The sequence below is a fragment of the Kitasatospora sp. NPDC024654 genome (assembly GCF_055559155.1).
On the sequence record NZ_JBVHLF010000024.1, the window covers coordinates 1 to 19,282 of the forward strand.

Consider the following 19,282-nt stretch of genomic DNA (forward strand, 5'->3'; position numbering starts at 1 on the left):
GCTACCTCACCCCACTCGAGATCCGACAGCGACACCAGCAAGGTCACGCCTTGGCGGCGTAAACGGACAGTGTCCAACCGCAGGGTGGAACTTCAGCCCCAGGTCCGTCGTCGACGTACAGGGACGGCTCGTGGACGCTGATGTGTGTCTTCGGCCCGATGGACTCCTCCTTGTGGGAGTAAGTGTCCCAAAGCGGTAGATATCCACCAAATTCGGGCAACTTCATGTGCAGGCCAGCGAGCTTGCGGCCGGCCTGGGCGAAGCCCTGAAAGTCGTGCACCTTGGGGATACGGGGGAGGGACCTCTTCAGGTCGGTGGCGAAGTCTCGCGGCACTCCGGGATCACCCTCAGGCTGCTCACCATCGGGCTGGTTGGATCGACTTGGGATGCGCTGAACTCGTAGGATCTTGAACGTTACAGTGCTTCGGTGGGGGGCTGACGATGTCGCAAGTGGGTAGTTGGTCTAATGAGGCTGGGATCATGTCAGCTGCGGATCTTGTCGCGCGGTTCGGCCGCGAGGTCTCGGCAAAGCTTCAGGGGGTCGGAGGCAAAGATAGCGGCCGAGAAGAAGCGCTGACAGCTCCCACAGAGCATCTTCTGCGAGGCATGGCCCGCCGCCAGAACGTCAGTCTGACCGCACATGGCCAGCACACGATCAAGAAGCTCAAGGCCCGCCCCGACTTCGCCATGACCATTGGCGGCAAGATCATTGGCCATGTCGAGCTGAAGGCACCAGAGAAGGGAGTTGACCCTTCGAAGTGGTCGATCAGCAGCCACGACCGCGAGCAGTGGGAAAAGATCAAGGTCTTGCCCAATCTCCTCTACACCGATGGGTACGAGTGGGCCCTGTACCAAGAGGGAATCCAGGTCGGAACAACTGCCAAGCTCATCGGCAACTTCGACCACGGCACTGCGGAACTGGCTATGGCAGACGGCCAGTTCGAACAGATCATCGCCGTGTTCCTCGGCTGGGTACCGAAAGAGCCAGAGAGCCTCGGCGACCTGGTCAAGCGCATCGCCGGACTGTGCGCACTGCTGCGTGACGAGGTCAGGGAGCGGCTCACCCGTGAGGAGAGTGGGGAGACCAGCGCTTCCTTCACGGTCCTCGCGCAGGACTGGCGCGACCTGCTCTTCCCCGACGCAACACCGGACTCCTTCGCCGACCAGTACGCACAGACGCTCACATTCGCCTTGCTGCTGGCCCGGATCGAGGGCATCGATCTAGAGACTCTCTCCTTGGTGGAGGCAGCGAGGAAGCTCGGCAAGAGCCACTCGTTGATGGGCAGAGCACTCGAGGTCATGACGCACGACGCCCTGGACGATCTGCGGGGCGTGGTCGGCATCATGGTTCAGGTCATTTCCAAGGTCGACTCCGCGTTGTTCCAGGACGAGACCGGGGACGCTTATCTCCACTTCTACGAGGGCTTCCTAAGCGCCTACGACCCAGGGCTGAGGCAGCGGACTGGCACCTACTACACGCCCAACGAAGTCGTCAGCTTTATGGTCGACTTCACCGACCAGGTCCTGCGGACGCGACTTGACAGAAAAAAGGGCTTTGGCAGCGACGACGTCACCGTGGTGGACCCTGCCACCGGCACCGGCACATTCCTGATCAACATCATCAACCGCGTCGCCAAGGACATCGAGCACGAATACGACCACGGCCTGAAGCCTGGTCTGCTGCGCAAACTCGCCGACCGCCTCATCGGATTCGAGAAGCAGACTGGCCCCTACGCGGTGGCTGAGCTCCGCCTGAGTCATGCCTTCAAGACTCACCAGGCCAACATCGCAGACAACGCACTCCGCCTACACGTCGCAGATACCCTCGACGACCCAGCTGTCGAAAAGCGCCTCGGTCTCGTCTATGAGGCCATCGCCCAGCACCGCAAGGCGGCTAACAAGATCAAGGCCGAAGAGCAGGTCATGGTGATCATCGGCAACCCACCCTACCTCAAGGGCGCCAAGGCCGCAGGACTAGGCAAGTGGGTAGCCGAAGGGGGCAAGAACAAGGCCCCTGCGATCCTGAACCGATTCCGCGCGCCAGACATCGGCCGGGCCGGGTATGCCCTGGACAACCTCTACGTCTACTTCTGGGCCTGGGCCACCTGGAAGGCCTTCGACCAGGTGACCGCCGCCGGGGGGCCTGACGCCCCCTCGGGCATCGTCGCATTCATCACCAACGCGGGCTTCCTCGACAGCAAGGGGGCTGCAGGCATGCGCCGGTATCTGCGCACGTCCGCAGACGAGGGATGGATCATCGGCCTCTCCCCAGAAGGGGCCTACTCCGACGCGCGGAGCCGCGTATTCCCGCTCGCGAAGCGGGAGATCTGCATCGCGATCTTCATGCGCAAGGGCGAGCCCGATCCCGATGCACCAGCTACAGTCAGGCGGCTGGATGTCCCGGCCGGCCGCCGTGAGGAGAAGTTCGCCTGGCTCGCGGGCCTCGGGGTGAACGGTCATGAGGATGGCAGCCCTTGGCAACTCTGTTCCGACATCCTTACAGACCCCTTTCAGCCCGCGGCCGCCGCGGGCTGGGCAGCGATGCCGCCCCTGGATGCGCTGCTGCCGTGGACCGCCCCCGGGAACAAGAACAACCGCAGCTGGCCAGTGTCCCCAAGTCGCGAAGTCCTGCACGAGCGCTGGAAGGCCCTGGTCAAGGCACCCAGTAGCCGCAAGGCCTCGCTGATGAAGGTCACACGCGATCGCCGGCCCGACAAGGTGGAACAACCCCTCCCCCGCCAGGAGTGGCAGGGAACCCTCGCAGGAGAGACCAACCAGACCCCCGTGCTCGAACCCTACGGGCGGATGACCTTCGACCGGCAGCACCTCATAGCCGACCGCCGCGTCATCGACTACCCGCGCCCTCCGCTTTGGTTCACCAAGAGCGATAAGCAGGTGTTCCTCTCCGAACTGCATTCGGAATCGGGTCGTCCCGGTCCTGCGGTCAGTTTCACCGCACTCATCCCAGACATGCACCATTTCAAAGGCACCGAGGGCGGGCGCGTCCTGCCACTGTACCGCGACCCTCTCGGTCAGCAAGCCAATATCACGCCCGGCCTGCTCGCAACGCTCTCCGCTACGCTCGGAATCCCGATTACACCCGAGGATCTACTCGCCTACATCGCCGGAATCGCCGGACATTCCGGGTACACCAAGCGATACCAGAAGGAACTGAGCGCTCGCGGCGTTCGCATCCCCCTCACCCGCGACGCGGCTCTGTGGCAGGCGGTGCTGGAGGTCGGCAAGCAGGTCGTGTGGCTGCACACCTACGGTGAGCGGTACGCGGACCCGGCGGCAGGCAGGCCGGAGTCGGAGCCACGTCTACCGAAGGGCGAACGGCCGATGAACCCAACGCCCATCGGCGAGGGGCCACACAGTTTCCCCGAAGCCGTCGATTACGACGCGGACACACGAACGCTCACCATCGGCGCGGGCACTATCGCACCAGTCGAGCCCGAGGTCTGGGACTACCGAATCGGCGGCGTGAAGGTTGTCAAGAAGTGGTTCGGTTTCCGTAAGCGCAACCCTGACGTCGAACGCCAGACAGCGCTTAACGACATTCTGCCCAAGGAGTGGCCGACGGACTACACGATTGAACTCCTCGACCTGCTGAACGTTCTCGGGCTGCTGGTGGCACTGGAGCCCGAGCAGGCGCATCTACTCGAGGCAGTCGCAGAGGGGCCCTTGATCGGGATCGACGAGCTGACCCAGTGCGGGGTGCTGCCAGCACCTCCGGAAGCCAAGAAGGCGCCGAAGGTGCCACACGCTACCCGGGAGAAGCCTGGCGACGAAGTCCATCAGGACGGGGCCTGAAAGAGAACCGGCGCCTCTCTGCGCAAAGCTGCAGGACTCAGAGAGGTGCCGTTTCCTGCATAAACCCCGGCCAGCCACTACCCAAGAATGTCTAGCGGCGGAAGCACATCCACGATCTTCATGGTCTCCAGGCTAACCGTTACGATCCGCTTGAGAAGATCGATGATGTAGCGCGGGTCGTCAGACCAATCGTTGGGGTCGTTAGTAATGCCAGATGCCTTGTCGGCCTTAAGCTGGTAACGGTCAATGATCCACTCGATCGCGGATCGCGGCCCCAGATGGTAGCGGTATGCCTCCGCCGGAATATTGCTGAGGGTAACGCGAGTGTTGTAGACGATTGTCGAGTAGTCTGGAGTGCCCTGCACCTTGGGGATCTTCATTTTCCCCACTCGATACAGCTCGCGTGGCGACGTAGCGGACACATCTCCAGAGACCGTCTCAACGATGCCCTTGTATGGCTCCGCCTTTTCATAGTGGATGTGCAGGCCGGCGAGCTTGCGGCCAGCATCAGCGAAGCCTCGGAAGTCGCGCACCTTGGGGATGCGGGGAAGAGACTTCTTCAGGTCGGCAGCGAAAAGCTCGCGATACTCCGGGGAGTGCAGCAGGCCGTAGGTGTAGTAGAAGACGTCGTCCGTGCTGATTGTCGAATCGTTGTAGCTGGTCTGGTAGTCACGCAGAGCAGCATCGGTGATGTTGTCGAGGCGCTCGTAGCCGGTCTCTTCCTCTGCGGCAGCAAAGAGGTCGTCGCCCTTGCCACGCTCCCGGTACGTGTAGCGAGGGAAGAATTGGCCGCCACTGCCCGCGCCCGTGACATGGAGGTCGGGAAGGGCATCGAGCATAAGAACTGAGAACGGGACTGCCGATCCGCTGCCGACGTTGTAGAAGCCAAAGTTTTCGTGCTCAGGCGTAGGGAAGAGCCGCGCAAGCTGGTAAACCATGTCGTTTAGGCGCGCGTCGAAAGCAACATGCTGCTTAGCGAATGGGCGATATGAGGAAACGAATAGGCGCTGACTGTCGAAGACATATTTCACACCCTTCGCCACATTGGACTTGTCTGCACGGTTCCAGCTGATCTTCCTCGGGTCGAAGTCGATGTACTTCTCGACTTCCGCAGCCTTCGGGGAAGTGATCCCCTGCGATTTGCAGTGCTCTGCAAATCCCGCAACCTGCTCGTTGTAGAAGTCAACCATAGACTTCACATTCTCCCTGAGCTTCTCCTCTGAAAAGTTGTAGGCCCAAGGATCACGCCCGGTCTTAAGGCCGCCCGAGAAGAGCTCGAAGACCGCGCTCGTGCGCGCGACCTTGTCCTTTTCACCTAGTGCGCGGAACCGTACGAATCGCTCGTCACGCTGGTTGATCCAGTCTCCGTCCGCGTTCGGTGCCAGCTGCTCCCATTCCACCGTGTCGAGGCTTTGGGAACCGATGATGCGGAGCTTGTTCTCACGACTGAGATAGTCCCCGATGTCCCGGTAGTAGAGCGCACACTCTGCGGCCGTACCGGCGCCCTTGCCGCCCTTGACCAGGATCAGGATGGCGACGGTGTTCCGGCTGCCCGAGTCGAAGATCTTGCCACCTTCCCTGCGGGACAGTTCGCCAGCCGTGCGCTGGTTGCCTCGCAGGTTGTAGCAGTAGATCGCGTCGAACTCGTCGACGAGGGACTTGCGCAGGCCGTCTGCGGTGTTGCCGTCGATGTACCCGCCGTTGGAGACGTAGGCGACGACGCCTTCGTCCTTGATGCGGTCGGAGGCCCAGCGGATGGCACGGATGTAGGAGTCGTACAGCGAGTTCTTGTTCGTTGCCGTCGAACGCGCGACGTACGTCTGCTTGATGCGCTCATCGAGAACGTCGTACTTCAGGTTCTGGTTGTCGTCGTTCTGGCTGTCCTGCCCGACCGAATAGGGCGGGTTGCCGACGATGACGGTGATCTTCTGCGTCTGCTGCTTCTTTGCGCGTTCACTGTTGCCTTCCAGGACGTCCATTCCGTCGAGCTTCGCTTTGCCCTCGGCGAGCTGGAAGGTGTCGGTGAGGACGATGCCCTCGAAGGGCTGGTATTTGCCGCCGGCGAGGTCGTGGAAGGCGGCTTCGATGTTGATGGCAGCGATGTAGTACGCGAGGAGCACAATCTCGTTGGAGTGGAGTTCACTCGTGTACTTGCGCAGCAGGTCTTCGGGCTTGATGAGGCCCGACTGGAGGAGACGTACGGGGAACGTCCCAGTGCCGACGAAGGGGTCGATGATCTGGACGCCTTCGTCCGAAAGGGAGCGGCCAAGGTGCTTAGCCAGGGCCTGTTCGGTGGAACGGAGGATGAAGTCGACGACCTCGATGGGGGTATAGACGATGCCCAGGGCGTCGGCGGTCTTAGGCAGGGCGGTCTTGAAGAACTTGTCGTACAGCTCGACGATGACGTGCTGCCGGCCATGGCTGTCGACACCCTCGACCTTGACCCGCACCGAGTGGTAGAAGCTCTCAAGGTCCTTGGCCTCTGCCTCCAGACCCTGGCCATCGAGGATGTCGAGCATCCGCTGCATGGCCTTGGAGACGGGATTGTGCTCGGCGAAGCCGTGGTCCTTGAAGAGGGCGTCGAAGACCGGCTTGGTGACGATGTGCTGGGCGAGCATGTCGATAGCGTCGGCCGCGGTAACGCCAGGGTTTATGTTCACCCGCAGCTCGCCGAGGAACTCCTCGAAGGCGGCCTGCTTATCGGGCATCGCCAAAGCGGCCTTGATGCGGGTGACGTGGCGGTCGGCGATCTGGGCAATGTCCTTGGCCCAGTCCTCCCAGTAGCGGCGCTCGCCGACCTTGTCGACGATGCGGGCGTAGATGGCCTCCCGCCAGTCACTGACCGAGAACAGCGCGTCCTGGATGTGCTGGGCGCTCTGGGCTTCCCTCTCCTTGGCGTCCTTGGCGCTGTCAGCGGTGCTAGAGCCGTCTTTGTCGCCGATCAACTCGTCGTCGGGGCCGATGTAGCCGATACCGATCTTGTTGTCGGGCTTATTCTTGTTCAGGTCGATCTGGTGGACAGTCGCGTTGAAGCGGTCATCGTGAGCGCGCAGGGCCTGGAGGACCTGCCAGACGGTCTTGAAGCGCTGGTTCTGAGCGAGGGCCTGCTCCGGCGACATGCCAGCGGGGATGGCGACAGGCAGGATGATGTAGCCGTAGTTCTTGCCGGGAGCCAGGCGCATTACCCGGCCGACGGACTGAACGACGTCGACGACGGAGTTGCGGGGGTGAAGGAAGAGGACCGCGTCCAGGCTGGGGACATCCACGCCTTCGGACAGGCAGCGGGCGTTGGACAGGATGCGGGCGTTGGCCGGTCCGGGGTCCTGCTTGAGCCAGTCCAGCAGCGTGTTGCGCTTGAGAGTGTTGAACGTGCCGTCGACGTGGTCGACCTCACAGCGCAGCACATCGTCGTCGGCGTCGTCGTAGGCGTCGACGACCTCCTTGAAGCGGGCTGCGATCTCCTTCGAGTCGGCGATGGAGCGGGCGAAAGCAACGGCCCGCTTCATGGGGGCCTCGCCCTCGGCGAAGCCGGAGCCATCGGCGAAGGTTCCGGTGCGCTTTGCCATCGCGTTCCAGCAGCCGATGATCTTCGCGGCGTCGTCAAGGCCCAGTTCAGATGCCCCGCCGGCGAGGCCCTGCTGGAGGGTCTTGGCGACCACACCCTCGTCGATGGCGAGGATGAGGACCTTGTAGTCGGTGAGCAGCCCCTGCTCTACAGCGTGGCCGAAGCCCAGGCGGTGAAATTCAGGGCCGTACTGATCTTCCCTGTCCATCGACGCCACGGTCGCAGCCGCGTTCTTCGCGTCGGACTTGGTGTCCTCGTTGTAGATGCGCGGGGTTGCCGTCATGTAGAGACGGCGGTCGGCTTCGAGATACGTGCTGTCGTGGACTCGGACGAACTTCGACTCGTCATGGCCGGCCAAGGTCACGCCAGTGGTGCGGTGGGCCTCGTCGCATAGGATCAGGTCAAAGCGGGGCAGGCCCTTCTGCTGTGCCTCATGGATGGTCTCGATGGACTGGTAGGTGGAGAACACCACAGTCAGGCCGGGCACCGCTTCCACGCTGGCCATCTGCTCGATCAGCCGCTTCGCGTCAGTTGTCGCGGGCAGCGCCAGGTCATGGGTGGACATGTCCTTGTCGTCGCCCACCGCCTGCTGCTTGCCGACCTTCACGTCCGAGCACACCGCAAAACCACGCAACGGCACCTCGGCCTCGTACGACCACTCGCGCAGCGTCTGGGAGAGCAGGGCAATAGAAGGAACCAGGAACAGAACAGTGGTGTGCTCGCCCTCCCCGGCCTGGGCGCGCTCTTTCTGCAGCCGCTCAACGACCTTCAGGCCAGTAAAGGTCTTCCCGGTGCCACAGGCCATGATGAGCTTGCCACGGCTGTGCTGGGCGAAGCCCTTGAAGACGTCGTCGATCGCCTCGCGCTGGTGCTTGCGGGGGGACTTCTTCGACCGAAGTGTCATCTCGATGGGCGCGCCGGCCACGGGAAGATGCCACTCCACCGGGCTCTCTGCGATCTCGGACAGGCCGATGCGAGTTACCGGGACCTGCTGGTCATCCAGAGCGGCCTCGGCGTGAACGCTCCACTTGTCCGTTGTCGAGATGATCATGCGGCGGGTGAATCCGCCCTTGCCCGATGCCGTGAAGAAGGAGTCGATGTCCTCCTTGTGCACGGTGTGCTGGGGCTCGTAGAACTTGCACTGGATTGCGCAGAAGCCGCCGGTCTCACGGTCCTGGGCCACCAGGTCGATGCCGGTGTCCCGCTTGTCGTGCTCCGTTCCTGGCCAGTCAGCCCACATCCACACACGGGTGAACTGCACGGTCCACTGCGGGTCGGTGCTGAGGTACTGGACCATCAGCTCCTCGAAGCGCGTACCGCGATCGCGGTTCACGTCGGAGCCCTCACGGATCGCCTTGAGGACGTCGTGCACCGTCGTGGTCGTGGCCACAGCGCTTCCCATCACAGTCGACGACGCGCGAAGTCCGCGCACCGAGAAATAAGTATCCAGAGCACCCTACTGGCAGTAGCCGCCATGACACAGACGCTTCGGCTCGGTCGCGCCAGTGGTGGCCGTCATGCACCCGCTTACGAAGTGCTCGCCGGAAACCCGCGCTGGCCAGGGATCACGGTCGATCGGCGGCGCCCCGCCAAGTGACGGCGAGGTCGTCGCCGATCTGCTGGCGCGTGCTGGGGTGGCTATCGTCCTGGCCGAAGTCGGCGGGCTGGATCCAGAGGACGCCGCTACCTCGGCGATGACGCCGGTCACCTCCGATGGCGGCACAGGGGAGTCTGCCGACTACGGGGCAGCGCCAACTTCTGGACGCGCGCTCGAAAGCCCGTCCGGGAATCGCGGCATCCTTGGTCTTCGACGTGGTGGTAGGGCAAGCCCAGCCGCACCACCACGCCACGTTTCGTCACGCCTCGATGCGGACGATCTTTTGGCCTGCCTTGAGGTAGAAGGCGCTTCCCCGTCAATGTCGGCCTCGCTCACGAGGGCAGCCAGCGGCTGCTTGGTGGCCTCCTGGTCTGGCCACCGCCGCCGGCCCGAAGGCCGTCCACCTCCCCCGCCGCCGGCACCGCCGATAGCGGACCGAGCAAACCAGTCACCTCATCGCCGTGGGCATCCAGCTGCGGCGCGCCGCGGGTCTTCACCCCGAGCATCCGGCCCGCCAGCAGCACCGCCATCACAGCCCTCCCGTTCCGGGGATGCCCGGGACCGTCAGGCCGGGCGGGGCCGGCCGTACTGGGGCCTGGTGGACACGGCGCCCGCGCAGTCGACGGTCGCCAGATCGGGTGGCGCCAGCAGAGCGGGGGTATCAGTGCCCGTGTCGTAGGTGACCGCCTGCCCGTCTACCGAGGCGGAGGCCACGCGGCGCTGGCGTGCTGGGGCATCAGCGAGAAGGGGATGGGCGCACGCGGTGGCCCTCAGCCACAGGCGCAGCGGCGCGGTGTCGGGGTCGGTTCGAGCATCGATACCGGCCAGGTATCGCACGGTATAGGTCGACTCGTGAAAGGAGACCGGGGCCGTGACCGGATCCGGCGTCGCGGACAGGATCAGCCGCACAGGCGTGTGCTTGAGCACCCAACCACTGGCATCCGGGCACACACCGGTCTCGCTGTACTCGGCCAGGATCAGCGGCCGGCCAAGATGCGCTTCCACGGCATCTTGGGCGTCCTGAATCGCCGACTCGGCCCGCTGCCGCACCTCGCCAGTGATCGGTGTGGTGTACCCAAGACGCTTGGCCACATCCTCCGCCGTAACGACCAGATCCGTCATGGCGCTCCTCCCATCCAGGCCCCGAGAGCCGAGGCAGCCGAGGCGACGGTAAGACCCAGCCGAAGTTGTGTCCTGCCGTGGAGTCGCTACCAGGCGCAGCACACTGTTCAGAGCCGGGGGGCATGACGGCGGGGCGACTGCTCAAGTCAACGTGGCCATGTTCATCGAGACCCACGGGGCGCAGCCCAACTCCCTCTTGGCATGGATCCTGTGAGTGAGTGTCTTCCTCGTCGGGATGGCTGGCCTGACCAGGGCCGTACGCGCCTGGTTCGGGCCGGTCGAGTTCATCCATCCTTCCCGGACGGGCCTGCCGTGACCGTGTGGCAGGTCGTCAGCGCGTCGTACGCGCGGACCGGCAACCGGGACACACTCGTGCGCCCGGGGCCAGCCTGCGAAGGCTCGCGCTGGTCCCGGACGCACGTGGATCCTCTTCTGCTGCTACCGGGCAAGTGGGACCGACGCGCTCACCACCTGCCGACTGCTCCGTTGCCGTATGGACGTCCTCCTGCCACGACGAGGCGTACGGCGTGCAGGGCGCTCAGGTCGCGGAGCGGGTCGCCGTCGACAACGAGCAGGTCGGCGCGGTAGCCGGCGGTGAGCTGTCCGGTGTGGGTGTCGATTCCGAGGGCGCGGGCGGCGTCGATGGTGGCCATGTCGACGACGCGGTCTCGGGAGAGGCCCAGGTGTTCGTAGAGTTCGAGAGCGCCCACGAGGCCGCCGAAGACGGAGCGCGGCACCCCGGCATCCGTTCCGGCCACCAGGCGGACCCCTTGCTCGGCCATCCGCCGTATCTGGCCGAAGAGTTGCTCCGCCCGCTCCGCACCGAAGTAGTCGGCGAAGCGCCGCCAGTTGTGGCTGGCCGCCGGGCAGACGTGGATCTCCTTGGCGACGATGTCGGCGACCACGTCGGGGCGCAGCTCGAAGCCTTCTTCGACCATCCAGGTGCAGTGCTCGATGGTGTCCACTCCGGCGGCGACCGCGGCGGCGATACCGTCCGCGCCATGGGCGTGGGCCGCGACCGGCAGGCCGGCCCGGCGGGCCTCCGCCACCACCGCGTGCAGCTCCTCGGTGGTGAACTGGGACTGCCAGGTCGGCGGCCCGCCCTTGGTGAGCCCGCCACCCGTGGCCATGACCTTGATCACGTCGGCGCCACTCGAAGCGTTGCGCCTCACCCGGTCCCGGATGGCCTCCTCGCCGGACACTTCGCCACCGAGGAACCAGCAGTGTCCGCCGGGCGGGGTGAGGGGAGCCGTCGCCGCCAGGATCCGCGGACCGGGCAGAACCCCCTCCGCGATCGCGTCACGCAGGCGTACCGAGAGTCCACCCCGGTCACCCAGGTCCCGCACCGTGGTCACACCCGCGGCCAGCGCCTGCTGCGCCCGGCCGGCCATGCCGAGCAGCAGACTCGTGTCGTCCGCCTCCCGCACCGAAGTTACCGGGTCCGGCCCGGCGTCGAAGGCGAGATGGACGTGGCAGTTGATCAGGCCCGGGAGGACGGTGCCATCGGGGAAGGACGCCCTCCGCACGCCGTCGTGGGCGACCTGTTCGACCTCGTCACGCGTCCCGACCGCAGCGATGGAGCCTCCGCTGACGAGTACGGCCCCATCGTCCAGGCATTCGCCACCAGGGCCCGTGAGTACCCGCCCGGCCGAGATCAACAGCTCCATCATCCGTCTCCCTGATTCAATCGTGTTTGTCTGCCACGAACCGAGTGCCACCGACGAGCCGACGCCCCAGCCCTGGCCTGTGGATGCGATGTGCCGCGGCCAGCCCACCGAGACGGGGCACTGAACGGCGTCGGGGTGGACCAGCCCGCAATCGACTCGTCATCCGGGCCGTGCGCCTGCGGGCAGGTGTGGGGCTCACCAGGCACGGATGCGGCGTGCTATGCGGATCTCACCGCATCTGCCAGTGCCACGAGTTGTTGTACGTCGGCGTCAAGGTCGTCGCTGTGTGGCATCGCTATCGGAACCGCCGTCGAAGTCGCCGAGCCGCCTGACGCGTAAGTTTGGAGTGCCGTTCGCAGGTGCTCGGCCAGGGTCACCGGCGAGGTCTCACCGACACCGGCGCCGAGGTCTGCGAGGTATGGGCTGATGCGCACCAGGCCGTCGCGGCACTCGATGACGCGTCGGTAGTAGCGATGGTGGACGCTTCGGAGGGAAAGGATGTGGTCCCATCGGCTGGCGGGTACGCGGTTCAGGGCGTCTTCGGGGTACGCCTCGTGCAGCATCGTCCAGAGCGGGTGCAGTCGCAGGTAGAGGCGACGATGGTGCCGCCAGATTCGTACCGCGGCGACCCGTGTGGCGAAGCCGGGGTAACTGACGCCGACCATGAAGAGTGGCAGCGCGAGGACCAGGAGGAGATTCGCGCTCCGGAGTAGCGCCGGTGGAGCTGAGCCGCCCCACCACCAGAGCAGGACGAGGACCGCGCGGACCAAGCTGGCTGCCACCATGCCTGCCATGCCTGCTGCTGCCAGCCGTAGCCCGGTGGTCAGGGGGCGGGTCGACACCTGGGCATAGCGCCAGGTCCAGCGCAGTGCTGAGGCGATTGCGTAGATCATGTACAGTCCGGCGACCAGGTAGAAGACGGTGACCTGGGGGACTCGCATGTCCGTTGGCGCGTAGGGGAGGTCTTTGACGCTCTTCGGAGCAGTGAGAGCTGCCAGGGAGATGGTTCCGATGGCGACGACGAGTGGGACTGCCTCCCACCGGGCGCGGATTCGCCCCCGGCGGCGATCTGAGGCCGAGTAGAGGTAGAAGCACATCAGCCAGTAGTAGGCACCGAGGAGCAGGACGTTCTGCAGGAGCTTGGCTGAGCCATGTCCTGCGACGTTGTCGAAGGCCCTCGCTCCAGGCGCAAGGCCGAGTGGGAAAGCCGCGCCGATACACGCAAGGCACAGCGTGACCGCGCGGAGCGGGTCATCGTGGCGTGCCCTGACGAGTTGGTACAGCTTCCAGATCAGGGCGACGGCGAAAACCGCACCGGCCAGTGCTGTCACGACGGTCACAGCCATCCCTGCCGATCACCCAATGCCGTCTGCATCCGCTGGACGGAGGGGTTGCTGGACTTGCACGGAGTCACGCGGTCGAGCACGGAGGCCCACTCCAGGATGATCGTGGCGACCAGCTCGGCCTCTCGTTCGTGCTCCTGGTCGTAGGAGGTCCGCCGTAGTGCTCGCCGGATGGCTTCCTGCGAGAGGTCGGGCATCATCTCTCGCCAGAACTCGTCGTCGCCATCGTCGCTCTGGTGGTCTGCCAGGATGTGGCCGACCTCGTGCAGGATGATGTGATCCTGGTGGATCTTGCTGGTCTCCCGCTGGTACAGGATGTAATCAGCCGACGCGGTGGCCAGCCACACACCGAACGGCCCAGGCACGGGCAACGAGTAGGGCACGAGCCGGATCGGGCGCTGGCGTCGTTCCCCGAGGAGCTGGCACAAGACATCCACCCGTAACGGGGGCTGGATGCCCAACGCCTGCAACTCGCGCCTGCAGCGACGCCGCAGCTCGCGCTCTTTCAATCTGCCCACCCCTGATCAGATTTTGATGCCGTTCGCTACTAGCGCCTGCCCCCGCCGGGCGCCAGTAGCCTGCCGATGCCGCCCAGTCACAAGCCCCGCTGCTCCGCTTGCTCCAACTGGTAGACGACGTCAAGAAGATCCATGACCTGTTTGCGTCGAGCGGGCGACAGCTCGCCGGCGCGCATCGCCATCAGCTTCACATCGCTGCTGCCGACCGCCGCGTCCAGGCGCTCCTGCTCAGCCGCCAGGAGCCTCAACTGCCCCTCGACCCGGTCCGTCACCTCGTCGTCGAAGAAGTAGGCCGCCGGCACCCCGAAGAAGTCCGCCAGAGCCTGCAGGTGCTTGAGGGTCGGGTTCGCCTTCTTGTTCTTGCGTAGCTGCCAGATGTAGCTCTGCGAGATCGCGACGCCGGTCCTGCTGATGGCAGCTGCGACGTGCTCGTTGCTGTACTCCTGGCCCCCGCGGGGCTTGACGGTCGCGAACAAGTGGTTCAGCTTGTCCGCCAGGCTACGGTCTACCTGCTCGGTCACAGCGACCCCCTCGCGGCATCACCCTGGTCTCCACTCGTGTCAATGTACCTCAATCCCAATCTCTGCACGATAGTTGAATCCCGCCCGGGCGCATGGCTAGACTGCCCCGAGCCGGCTCCACTGAGGTGCGCAAGCATCGAAAATGATCTTAAACGAGGGTGGAGGAGCTGGTCGCCGAGCCGGAGGGGGAGGCATGGCGATGCACTGGGGGCGCTCGAGGCGGCATGCGGTCAGGGCGGGCGAAGGTCCAGGGCGCGGAACGCCCTGCCGTTGCCCCTCGGGGGCGCAGGTCGGCCAGTGAGGGCGCCTATAAGGGGGCGGCAATCGCAACGGCGCTGGTCGTCGGAAAATTACCCCCCTCTCCATCTCTCGGCCGGTCGAAGTCGGCTCGCCCAGCAGAGAGGACGGAAATCAAGGCGGCTCGTTCGACCGCGGCCAGTGGCGGGGCGGGCTGACTGCCATTGAATCGTAATAAGGGATTCATCGCTTCCACTCGGCGATAATCACAAGCCGGGCGCGGCATGGAGCGCCGCTGGAGCCTTGGCGCCAACCGAGCTATTCGCCACTTGCTTGAAGTTCTATCACTCGAACAACTTGCGCCATGTTCACTCCCTGTGCAAGCATCGATACGAACACAGCCGGTCAGGACGTGCCGAAATCAGACGGCAAGCGAGTCGTTCAAGATCCAATTAAAAAACGCAGGGCTGGACTTCGAGTGTCAGCCCTTAGGATGGTTCAGAGTTTCATTCTTTATTGATCTTCGGGAATTCCTGGGGGGAGTCCGATGTCACCGAACGATGTGACGGCCGCCGATCATGCGGTCACATTCAATCGGCCAGCCGAGGCTGCGCCAGTCGTGAGCATCGACGGGCTGCGGAAGAGCTACGGCGACAAGGAGGCCGTCCGTGGGATCTCCCTGGAGATCCGCACCAACGAGGTCTTCGGGCTTATCGGACCGAACGGCGCCGGCAAGACAACCACGCTGGAATGCCTGGTGGGGCTCCGTCGGCCGACAGCCGGACAGATCCGCGTCCTCGGCTTCGACCCGGCGGGTCGGAGCTTGGAGTTACGGAGGCAGCTAGCAGTCCAGCCCCAGGAAGGCACCCTGTTTCCGCAGCTCAAGGTGCGGGAGACCATCGAAATGTGGGCCTCCTTCTACTCGCAGCCGCTCGGCGTCGACCAGGTGCTGAACGAGGTCGGGCTGGCCGAGCAGGCAGGGCAGAAGGTCAAAGCTCTGTCCGGCGGGCAGCGACGTAGGCTGCTGCTCGCGGTCAGCATCGTCGGTCGTCCGAAGCTGCTGTTGCTGGACGAGCCGGCCGCCGGTCTCGACCCGCAGGCGCGCGAGCTCCTGTGGGACGTGATCAGAGCACACCGCCGAGCAGGCGGGTCCGCCCTGCTGACCACGCACGACATGAACGAAGCCGCCCAGCTCTGCGATCGCGTGGGCGTGCTAGTGGCGGGAAAAGTGGTCGCGTCCGGTACTCCGGCGGAACTCGTCCGCGAACTCGGCGGTCTCAGCACCATCTCCTTCACCACTGATACACCCACATCCCTGGCCGCGGTCCGGATGCTTCCGGGAGTTGCTGACGTGCGGACAGAATCCTCGCACGGACGATTCCTGGTACATGTGAGTACCAAGCAGGGCGATGCCGTGTTGAAGCATGTCGCCTCCACTCCCGCACTGAATGCCATGGATCTGTCGGTCACCCACGGCGGATTGGACGAAGTGTTCCGCAACCTGGTGGCCTCGGCCTCCAAGGAAAGCAGTGACGACAAGGCGGGCGGCGCGGATGGGTCCTCGTAACTCAACTTTCTCGCACTTGGTGAGGACAAATTCCAGGGAGCTTTTCCGCGATGGGAAGACAGCGTTCTTCGTCCTGATTTTCCCATTGTTCTTCATGGCGATGTTCCTCGGAATGGGCCTGCTCACCAGCGGCGGTTCGTATCACGTCGCGGTGGCACCAGGGCCGACCCAGCGCCAACTGGTCGACCGGCTCGATCACGTCAGCGGCCTCACGGTGAAGGAACTCGATCAGGCGCTGCCGGATCAGCCCCGGACGCTCGGTGGCTACGACGCGATCGTTCAGACCGAGCAGGGCCGGCCGGTGGTCACGGTCGATGCGGGGAAGTTCGGAGTGGTGCGCGGAATGCGCGATGCGCTGGACAACGGCGCGGGCCCGTCCGCTCGTTCGGTCTTCCGCACTCCTGACGGCGGGGTGCCGTTCGATCCGGTGAAGGCGTCCTTGCCCACTGCTCTGTTCATCGCACTGATGTCGGCCGCCTTCTTCGGCACCGCCACTCCATTGATCGGCCTGCGCCAGCGCGGGACTCTGCGGATGCTCGGAACCACCCCGCTGAAGCGCCGGACCTTCATCCTGGCCCAAGCGCCGGTACGCCTGGGCCTGGTCATGGCACAGGTGGTCGTGGTCGGGGCGATCGCAGCCGCCTGCGGCTTCCTCTCCCTGGGAGATGCGCTTCCCGTGCTGGTCAGCGGACTGCTGGGTGCACTGATGCTGTTCGGCTTCGGCTATCTGGTGGCTGCCAGGATGCGCAACCCGGAGGTGGCCAACGGCCTGCTGGCCGTGCTGATGCCGGTGGCCATGCTGTTCAGCGGACTGTTCCTGCCGATGAGCCTGATGCCGGGCGCGCTTCGCGCGGTGTCCCAGGCACTCCCGACGACCTATCTGGTGGACGCTCTGAGTCACGCCTTCACGGGGGCGCCCTCCCAATACGGCCTCGCCGTGGACTGGCTGGTGCTGGCAGGCTCGGCCGTTCTCCTCGCACTACTCGCTGCTCGACTCTTCAGCTGGGATCAGGGGGAAGAAAAATGAACGCCATATCGTCGCCAGACTTACTCGGTGGGCTGCGGAACGTTGATGAACTGGTCAGCCCCTATGGGCTGGTGAATCGGGTCCAACGCCTGCCGAACCATCCGGGCGAGCCGCAGTTCCCCATCTACAGCGCCTCCCTGGGCGACATCGCACGTGTTGTCCCCAACGTCGCCGAGGCGGTAGGAAGCCGTGGCGCCCGGGGCCAGATGGACGGGGCCGGCGGTGGTCTCGATCCCGAGCGGGCGGCACGGCTGTGCGTCGCCGAGGCTCTGGAACGGTACTCCACCTGTGCAGCTCCCGAAGAGCAGCTGATCTGGGCGACCGCGCGTGAACTCGGCAACGAGGCCATGCCCTTACAGTCACTACCGCGCTGTTCACCGGCCGAGCTCGCCCATCCCCGGGCGATGGCCGTGGATATCGACGAGGACGCGCCCATCCGCTGGGCACGCGGCTGGTCGGTGACGGAACGTCGCCCGCTGTGGGTTCCGGCCGTCCACGTGTGGATGCACCTGTCGGCCCAATCCCGGGGGGAGCGGTTCTGGAACCCCATCTCCACCGGCTGCGCCACCCACACGGATCTGGCACAGGCACTGGTCAACGCCATCTGCGAGGTGGTGGAGCGCGACGCGATCGCTCTGACTTGGTATCAGCGGTTGGCGCTGCCGCGCATCGAGTTCGACGAGGTACCTGACTCGTTGGCGCCCTACCTGGAACGCTCGCGGCGCAGCCAGGTGGAGACGGTGTTCTTCGACGCCACCACGGACCTGGGTCTGCCGGTCGTCTACTCCATCGACCTCAGTCCGGACAATCGGGTGCTGGGGCAGCTGGTGATGTGCAACGCTGGGCTTGATCCCGCAGATTCCATTGCCAAGATCATCCGCGAGTCGGCCTCGTCGAGGATCGCGATGCAGGTGCCACGCGACGTCCCGGAGTCCTTCGACGACTATGTGAACGTCTACCACGGTGCGGCCTATATGGGACGGCCCGAGCGGCTCAGTGACTTCGACTTCCTACTGCAGGGCGAGCACCGCCGCAAGTTCAGTGAGCTGCCCAAGCTGGCGAGTGGTGAGCCGGCCTGGGATCTGCAGATACTGCTGGAATGGCTGCACATGGCCGGCTGCCAGGTGGTGGCGGTGGAGTGCACCACCGACGAGGCGCGGGACGTCGGCTTCCGGGTAGTCCGGGTAATGATCCCGCAGCTGATGCCGCTCTCGTTCACCTACCGGGCCCGTTACCTGGCCCACCCCCGGCTGTACCAGGCACCGGCCCGGATGGGCTACCCGGTGCTGTCGCAGGAAGAGATCAATCCGCTGCCGCAGCCGTTCGCGTAGCAGCAAGTTCAACGTCGAAGCCGCCCCCTGGCTGGCTGGTGTCCACTCCCAGCCCAATCAGCTGATCGGCTCCGGATGCCAGGGCATCGCACCGCGCACGCCGTCTTCGAACGAGTGACCCCCGCTCGGCACCCGAGCTTCCCCGGCTCTTGGCAACTAGCCCAGTACGGAACAACGGTCGGCCGCGCTGTTCGCCGGCGCCTCAACCGGCCATGCCTGGCTGCGATCGCCACCCGAGACGACCAGCCCCTGCCTACCGCTCTTCCAGCCGACCGATCGATGAGACGGTCCAGGAGATGAGGAACCAATGGAACCGGTGCATCTGATCGCCGTGGGCGACTTCGGCACCGCTGTGGCGGAGCGCCTGATGCAAGCCCGTGGACACCTGGCACTGAGCGTCGAGGGCGAGGGCCCGTGGCCCGCCTCGGCCTCGGCCGCCTGGCCACGGGCCTCGCTGAGGGTCCTCCTTGCCTGGCGGGAGACACCGAAGCTGGCCGAGACGATCGACGTACGATCCGCGGCCTGGGGAACGCCCTGGTTGCCGGCGGTGCTGGAGCATCCCCGACTGCGGGTCGGTCCGGTCGTGGTACCCGGCAGCGGCCCCTGCTACCGCTGCTTCCGCGGGCGTCGCGCCCAGCACGAGCAGGACAGCGCCATCACCGACGCCCTGCACGCCCACTACGACGCAACTCCGGCCGCCGGTCCCGCCGGTTTCCTGCCCCATCACGTGGGCCTGGCGGCCGCGCTCGTCGAAGCAGAGCTACAGCGTTTCGACAGCGGGAGCCTCGCCGACAGCGCGGGCACCGTACGCCACTACCACCTGCTGGAACACCAGGCCTCGGCCGCCAAGGTGGTGGCGGTTCATGGTTGCGACCGCTGCCGCCACACGAAGCCGATATCGACCTGGAGTCAGCTCGCCGACGACCTGACGGCTCTGCTTCCGGTCCTGAAATAAGGAAGATGATGGCTGGTCA

At 65.1% G+C, this 19,282-nt stretch carries 13 protein-coding genes; 5 read left to right on the forward strand and 8 right to left on the reverse strand.

The window, feature by feature from the left end; all coding sequences use genetic code 11:
• Nucleotides 1-43: 43 nt before the first annotated feature.
• A complete protein-coding gene (locus ACZ38L_RS16645; RefSeq protein WP_465693636.1) occupies nucleotides 44-334 on the reverse strand; it encodes a type ISP restriction/modification enzyme in 291 nt (96 codons plus the stop codon).
• 146 nt (nucleotides 335-480) lie between these two features.
• Here ACZ38L_RS16645 and ACZ38L_RS16650 point away from each other — a divergent pair, with 146 nt between their 5' ends.
• A complete protein-coding gene (locus tag ACZ38L_RS16650) occupies nucleotides 481-3,813 on the forward strand; it encodes a type ISP restriction/modification enzyme (RefSeq protein WP_465693639.1) in 3,333 nt (1,110 codons plus the stop codon).
• Nucleotides 3,814-3,890: 77 nt separating this feature from the next.
• Here the strand turns inward: ACZ38L_RS16650 and ACZ38L_RS16655 are convergent, their stop codons facing one another.
• The 7 genes from ACZ38L_RS16655 to ACZ38L_RS16685 all read right to left on the reverse strand — a co-directional run bounded on the left by ACZ38L_RS16655 (nucleotide 3,891) and on the right by ACZ38L_RS16685 (nucleotide 14,146).
• Complete coding sequence (locus ACZ38L_RS16655) at nucleotides 3,891-8,768, reverse strand: DEAD/DEAH box helicase (protein WP_465693643.1); 4,878 nt, start codon at nucleotides 8,766-8,768, stop codon at nucleotides 3,891-3,893.
• A 539-nt stretch (nucleotides 8,769-9,307) separates the two neighbouring features.
• On the reverse strand, nucleotides 9,308-9,505 hold the full coding sequence (locus tag ACZ38L_RS16660; protein ID WP_465693647.1) for a hypothetical protein: 198 nt from the start codon (nucleotides 9,503-9,505) through the stop codon (nucleotides 9,308-9,310).
• 34 nt (nucleotides 9,506-9,539) lie between these two features.
• On the reverse strand, nucleotides 9,540-10,097 hold the full coding sequence (locus ACZ38L_RS16665) for a hypothetical protein (protein WP_465693651.1): 558 nt from the start codon (nucleotides 10,095-10,097) through the stop codon (nucleotides 9,540-9,542).
• Nucleotides 10,098-10,561: 464 nt separating this feature from the next.
• Nucleotides 10,562-11,767, reverse strand: coding sequence for an amidohydrolase family protein (locus ACZ38L_RS16670; protein WP_465693654.1), 1,206 nt, complete (start codon nucleotides 11,765-11,767; stop codon nucleotides 10,562-10,564).
• A gap of 215 nt (nucleotides 11,768-11,982) precedes the next feature.
• Nucleotides 11,983-13,104: an MAB_1171c family putative transporter gene (locus ACZ38L_RS16675; protein ID WP_465693658.1), complete on the reverse strand. Its 1,122-nt coding sequence runs from the start codon at nucleotides 13,102-13,104 to the stop codon at nucleotides 11,983-11,985.
• A complete protein-coding gene (locus tag ACZ38L_RS16680; protein ID WP_465693662.1) occupies nucleotides 13,101-13,616 on the reverse strand; it encodes a hypothetical protein in 516 nt (171 codons plus the stop codon). The genes ACZ38L_RS16675 and ACZ38L_RS16680 overlap by 4 nt, the downstream gene beginning before the upstream one ends.
• 86 nt (nucleotides 13,617-13,702) lie before the next feature.
• Nucleotides 13,703-14,146, reverse strand: coding sequence for a helix-turn-helix domain-containing protein (locus tag ACZ38L_RS16685; protein WP_465693666.1), 444 nt, complete (start codon nucleotides 14,144-14,146; stop codon nucleotides 13,703-13,705).
• Nucleotides 14,147-14,930: 784 nt separating this feature from the next.
• On the opposite strand from ACZ38L_RS16685, the gene ACZ38L_RS16690 reads away from it, so the two are divergent.
• The 4 genes from ACZ38L_RS16690 to ACZ38L_RS16705 all read left to right on the forward strand — a co-directional run bounded on the left by ACZ38L_RS16690 (nucleotide 14,931) and on the right by ACZ38L_RS16705 (nucleotide 19,263).
• Nucleotides 14,931-15,950: an ABC transporter ATP-binding protein gene (locus ACZ38L_RS16690; protein WP_465693670.1), complete on the forward strand. Its 1,020-nt coding sequence runs from the start codon at nucleotides 14,931-14,933 to the stop codon at nucleotides 15,948-15,950.
• A gap of 94 nt (nucleotides 15,951-16,044) precedes the next feature.
• The gene (locus ACZ38L_RS16695) at nucleotides 16,045-16,977 is read left to right on the forward strand and encodes an ABC transporter permease (RefSeq protein WP_465693674.1); all 933 of its coding nucleotides are present in this window, start codon (nucleotides 16,045-16,047) and stop codon (nucleotides 16,975-16,977) included.
• Nucleotides 16,974-18,308, forward strand: a complete 1,335-nt coding sequence (locus tag ACZ38L_RS16700) for a YcaO-like family protein (protein WP_465693676.1) — start codon at nucleotides 16,974-16,976, stop codon at nucleotides 18,306-18,308. The genes ACZ38L_RS16695 and ACZ38L_RS16700 overlap by 4 nt, the downstream gene beginning before the upstream one ends.
• A 307-nt stretch (nucleotides 18,309-18,615) precedes the next feature.
• Nucleotides 18,616-19,263 carry a TOMM precursor leader peptide-binding protein gene (locus ACZ38L_RS16705; protein WP_465693679.1) on the forward strand — a complete coding sequence of 216 codons (648 nt, stop codon included), beginning with the start codon at nucleotides 18,616-18,618 and terminating at the stop codon, nucleotides 19,261-19,263.
• Nucleotides 19,264-19,282 lie beyond the last annotated feature (19 nt).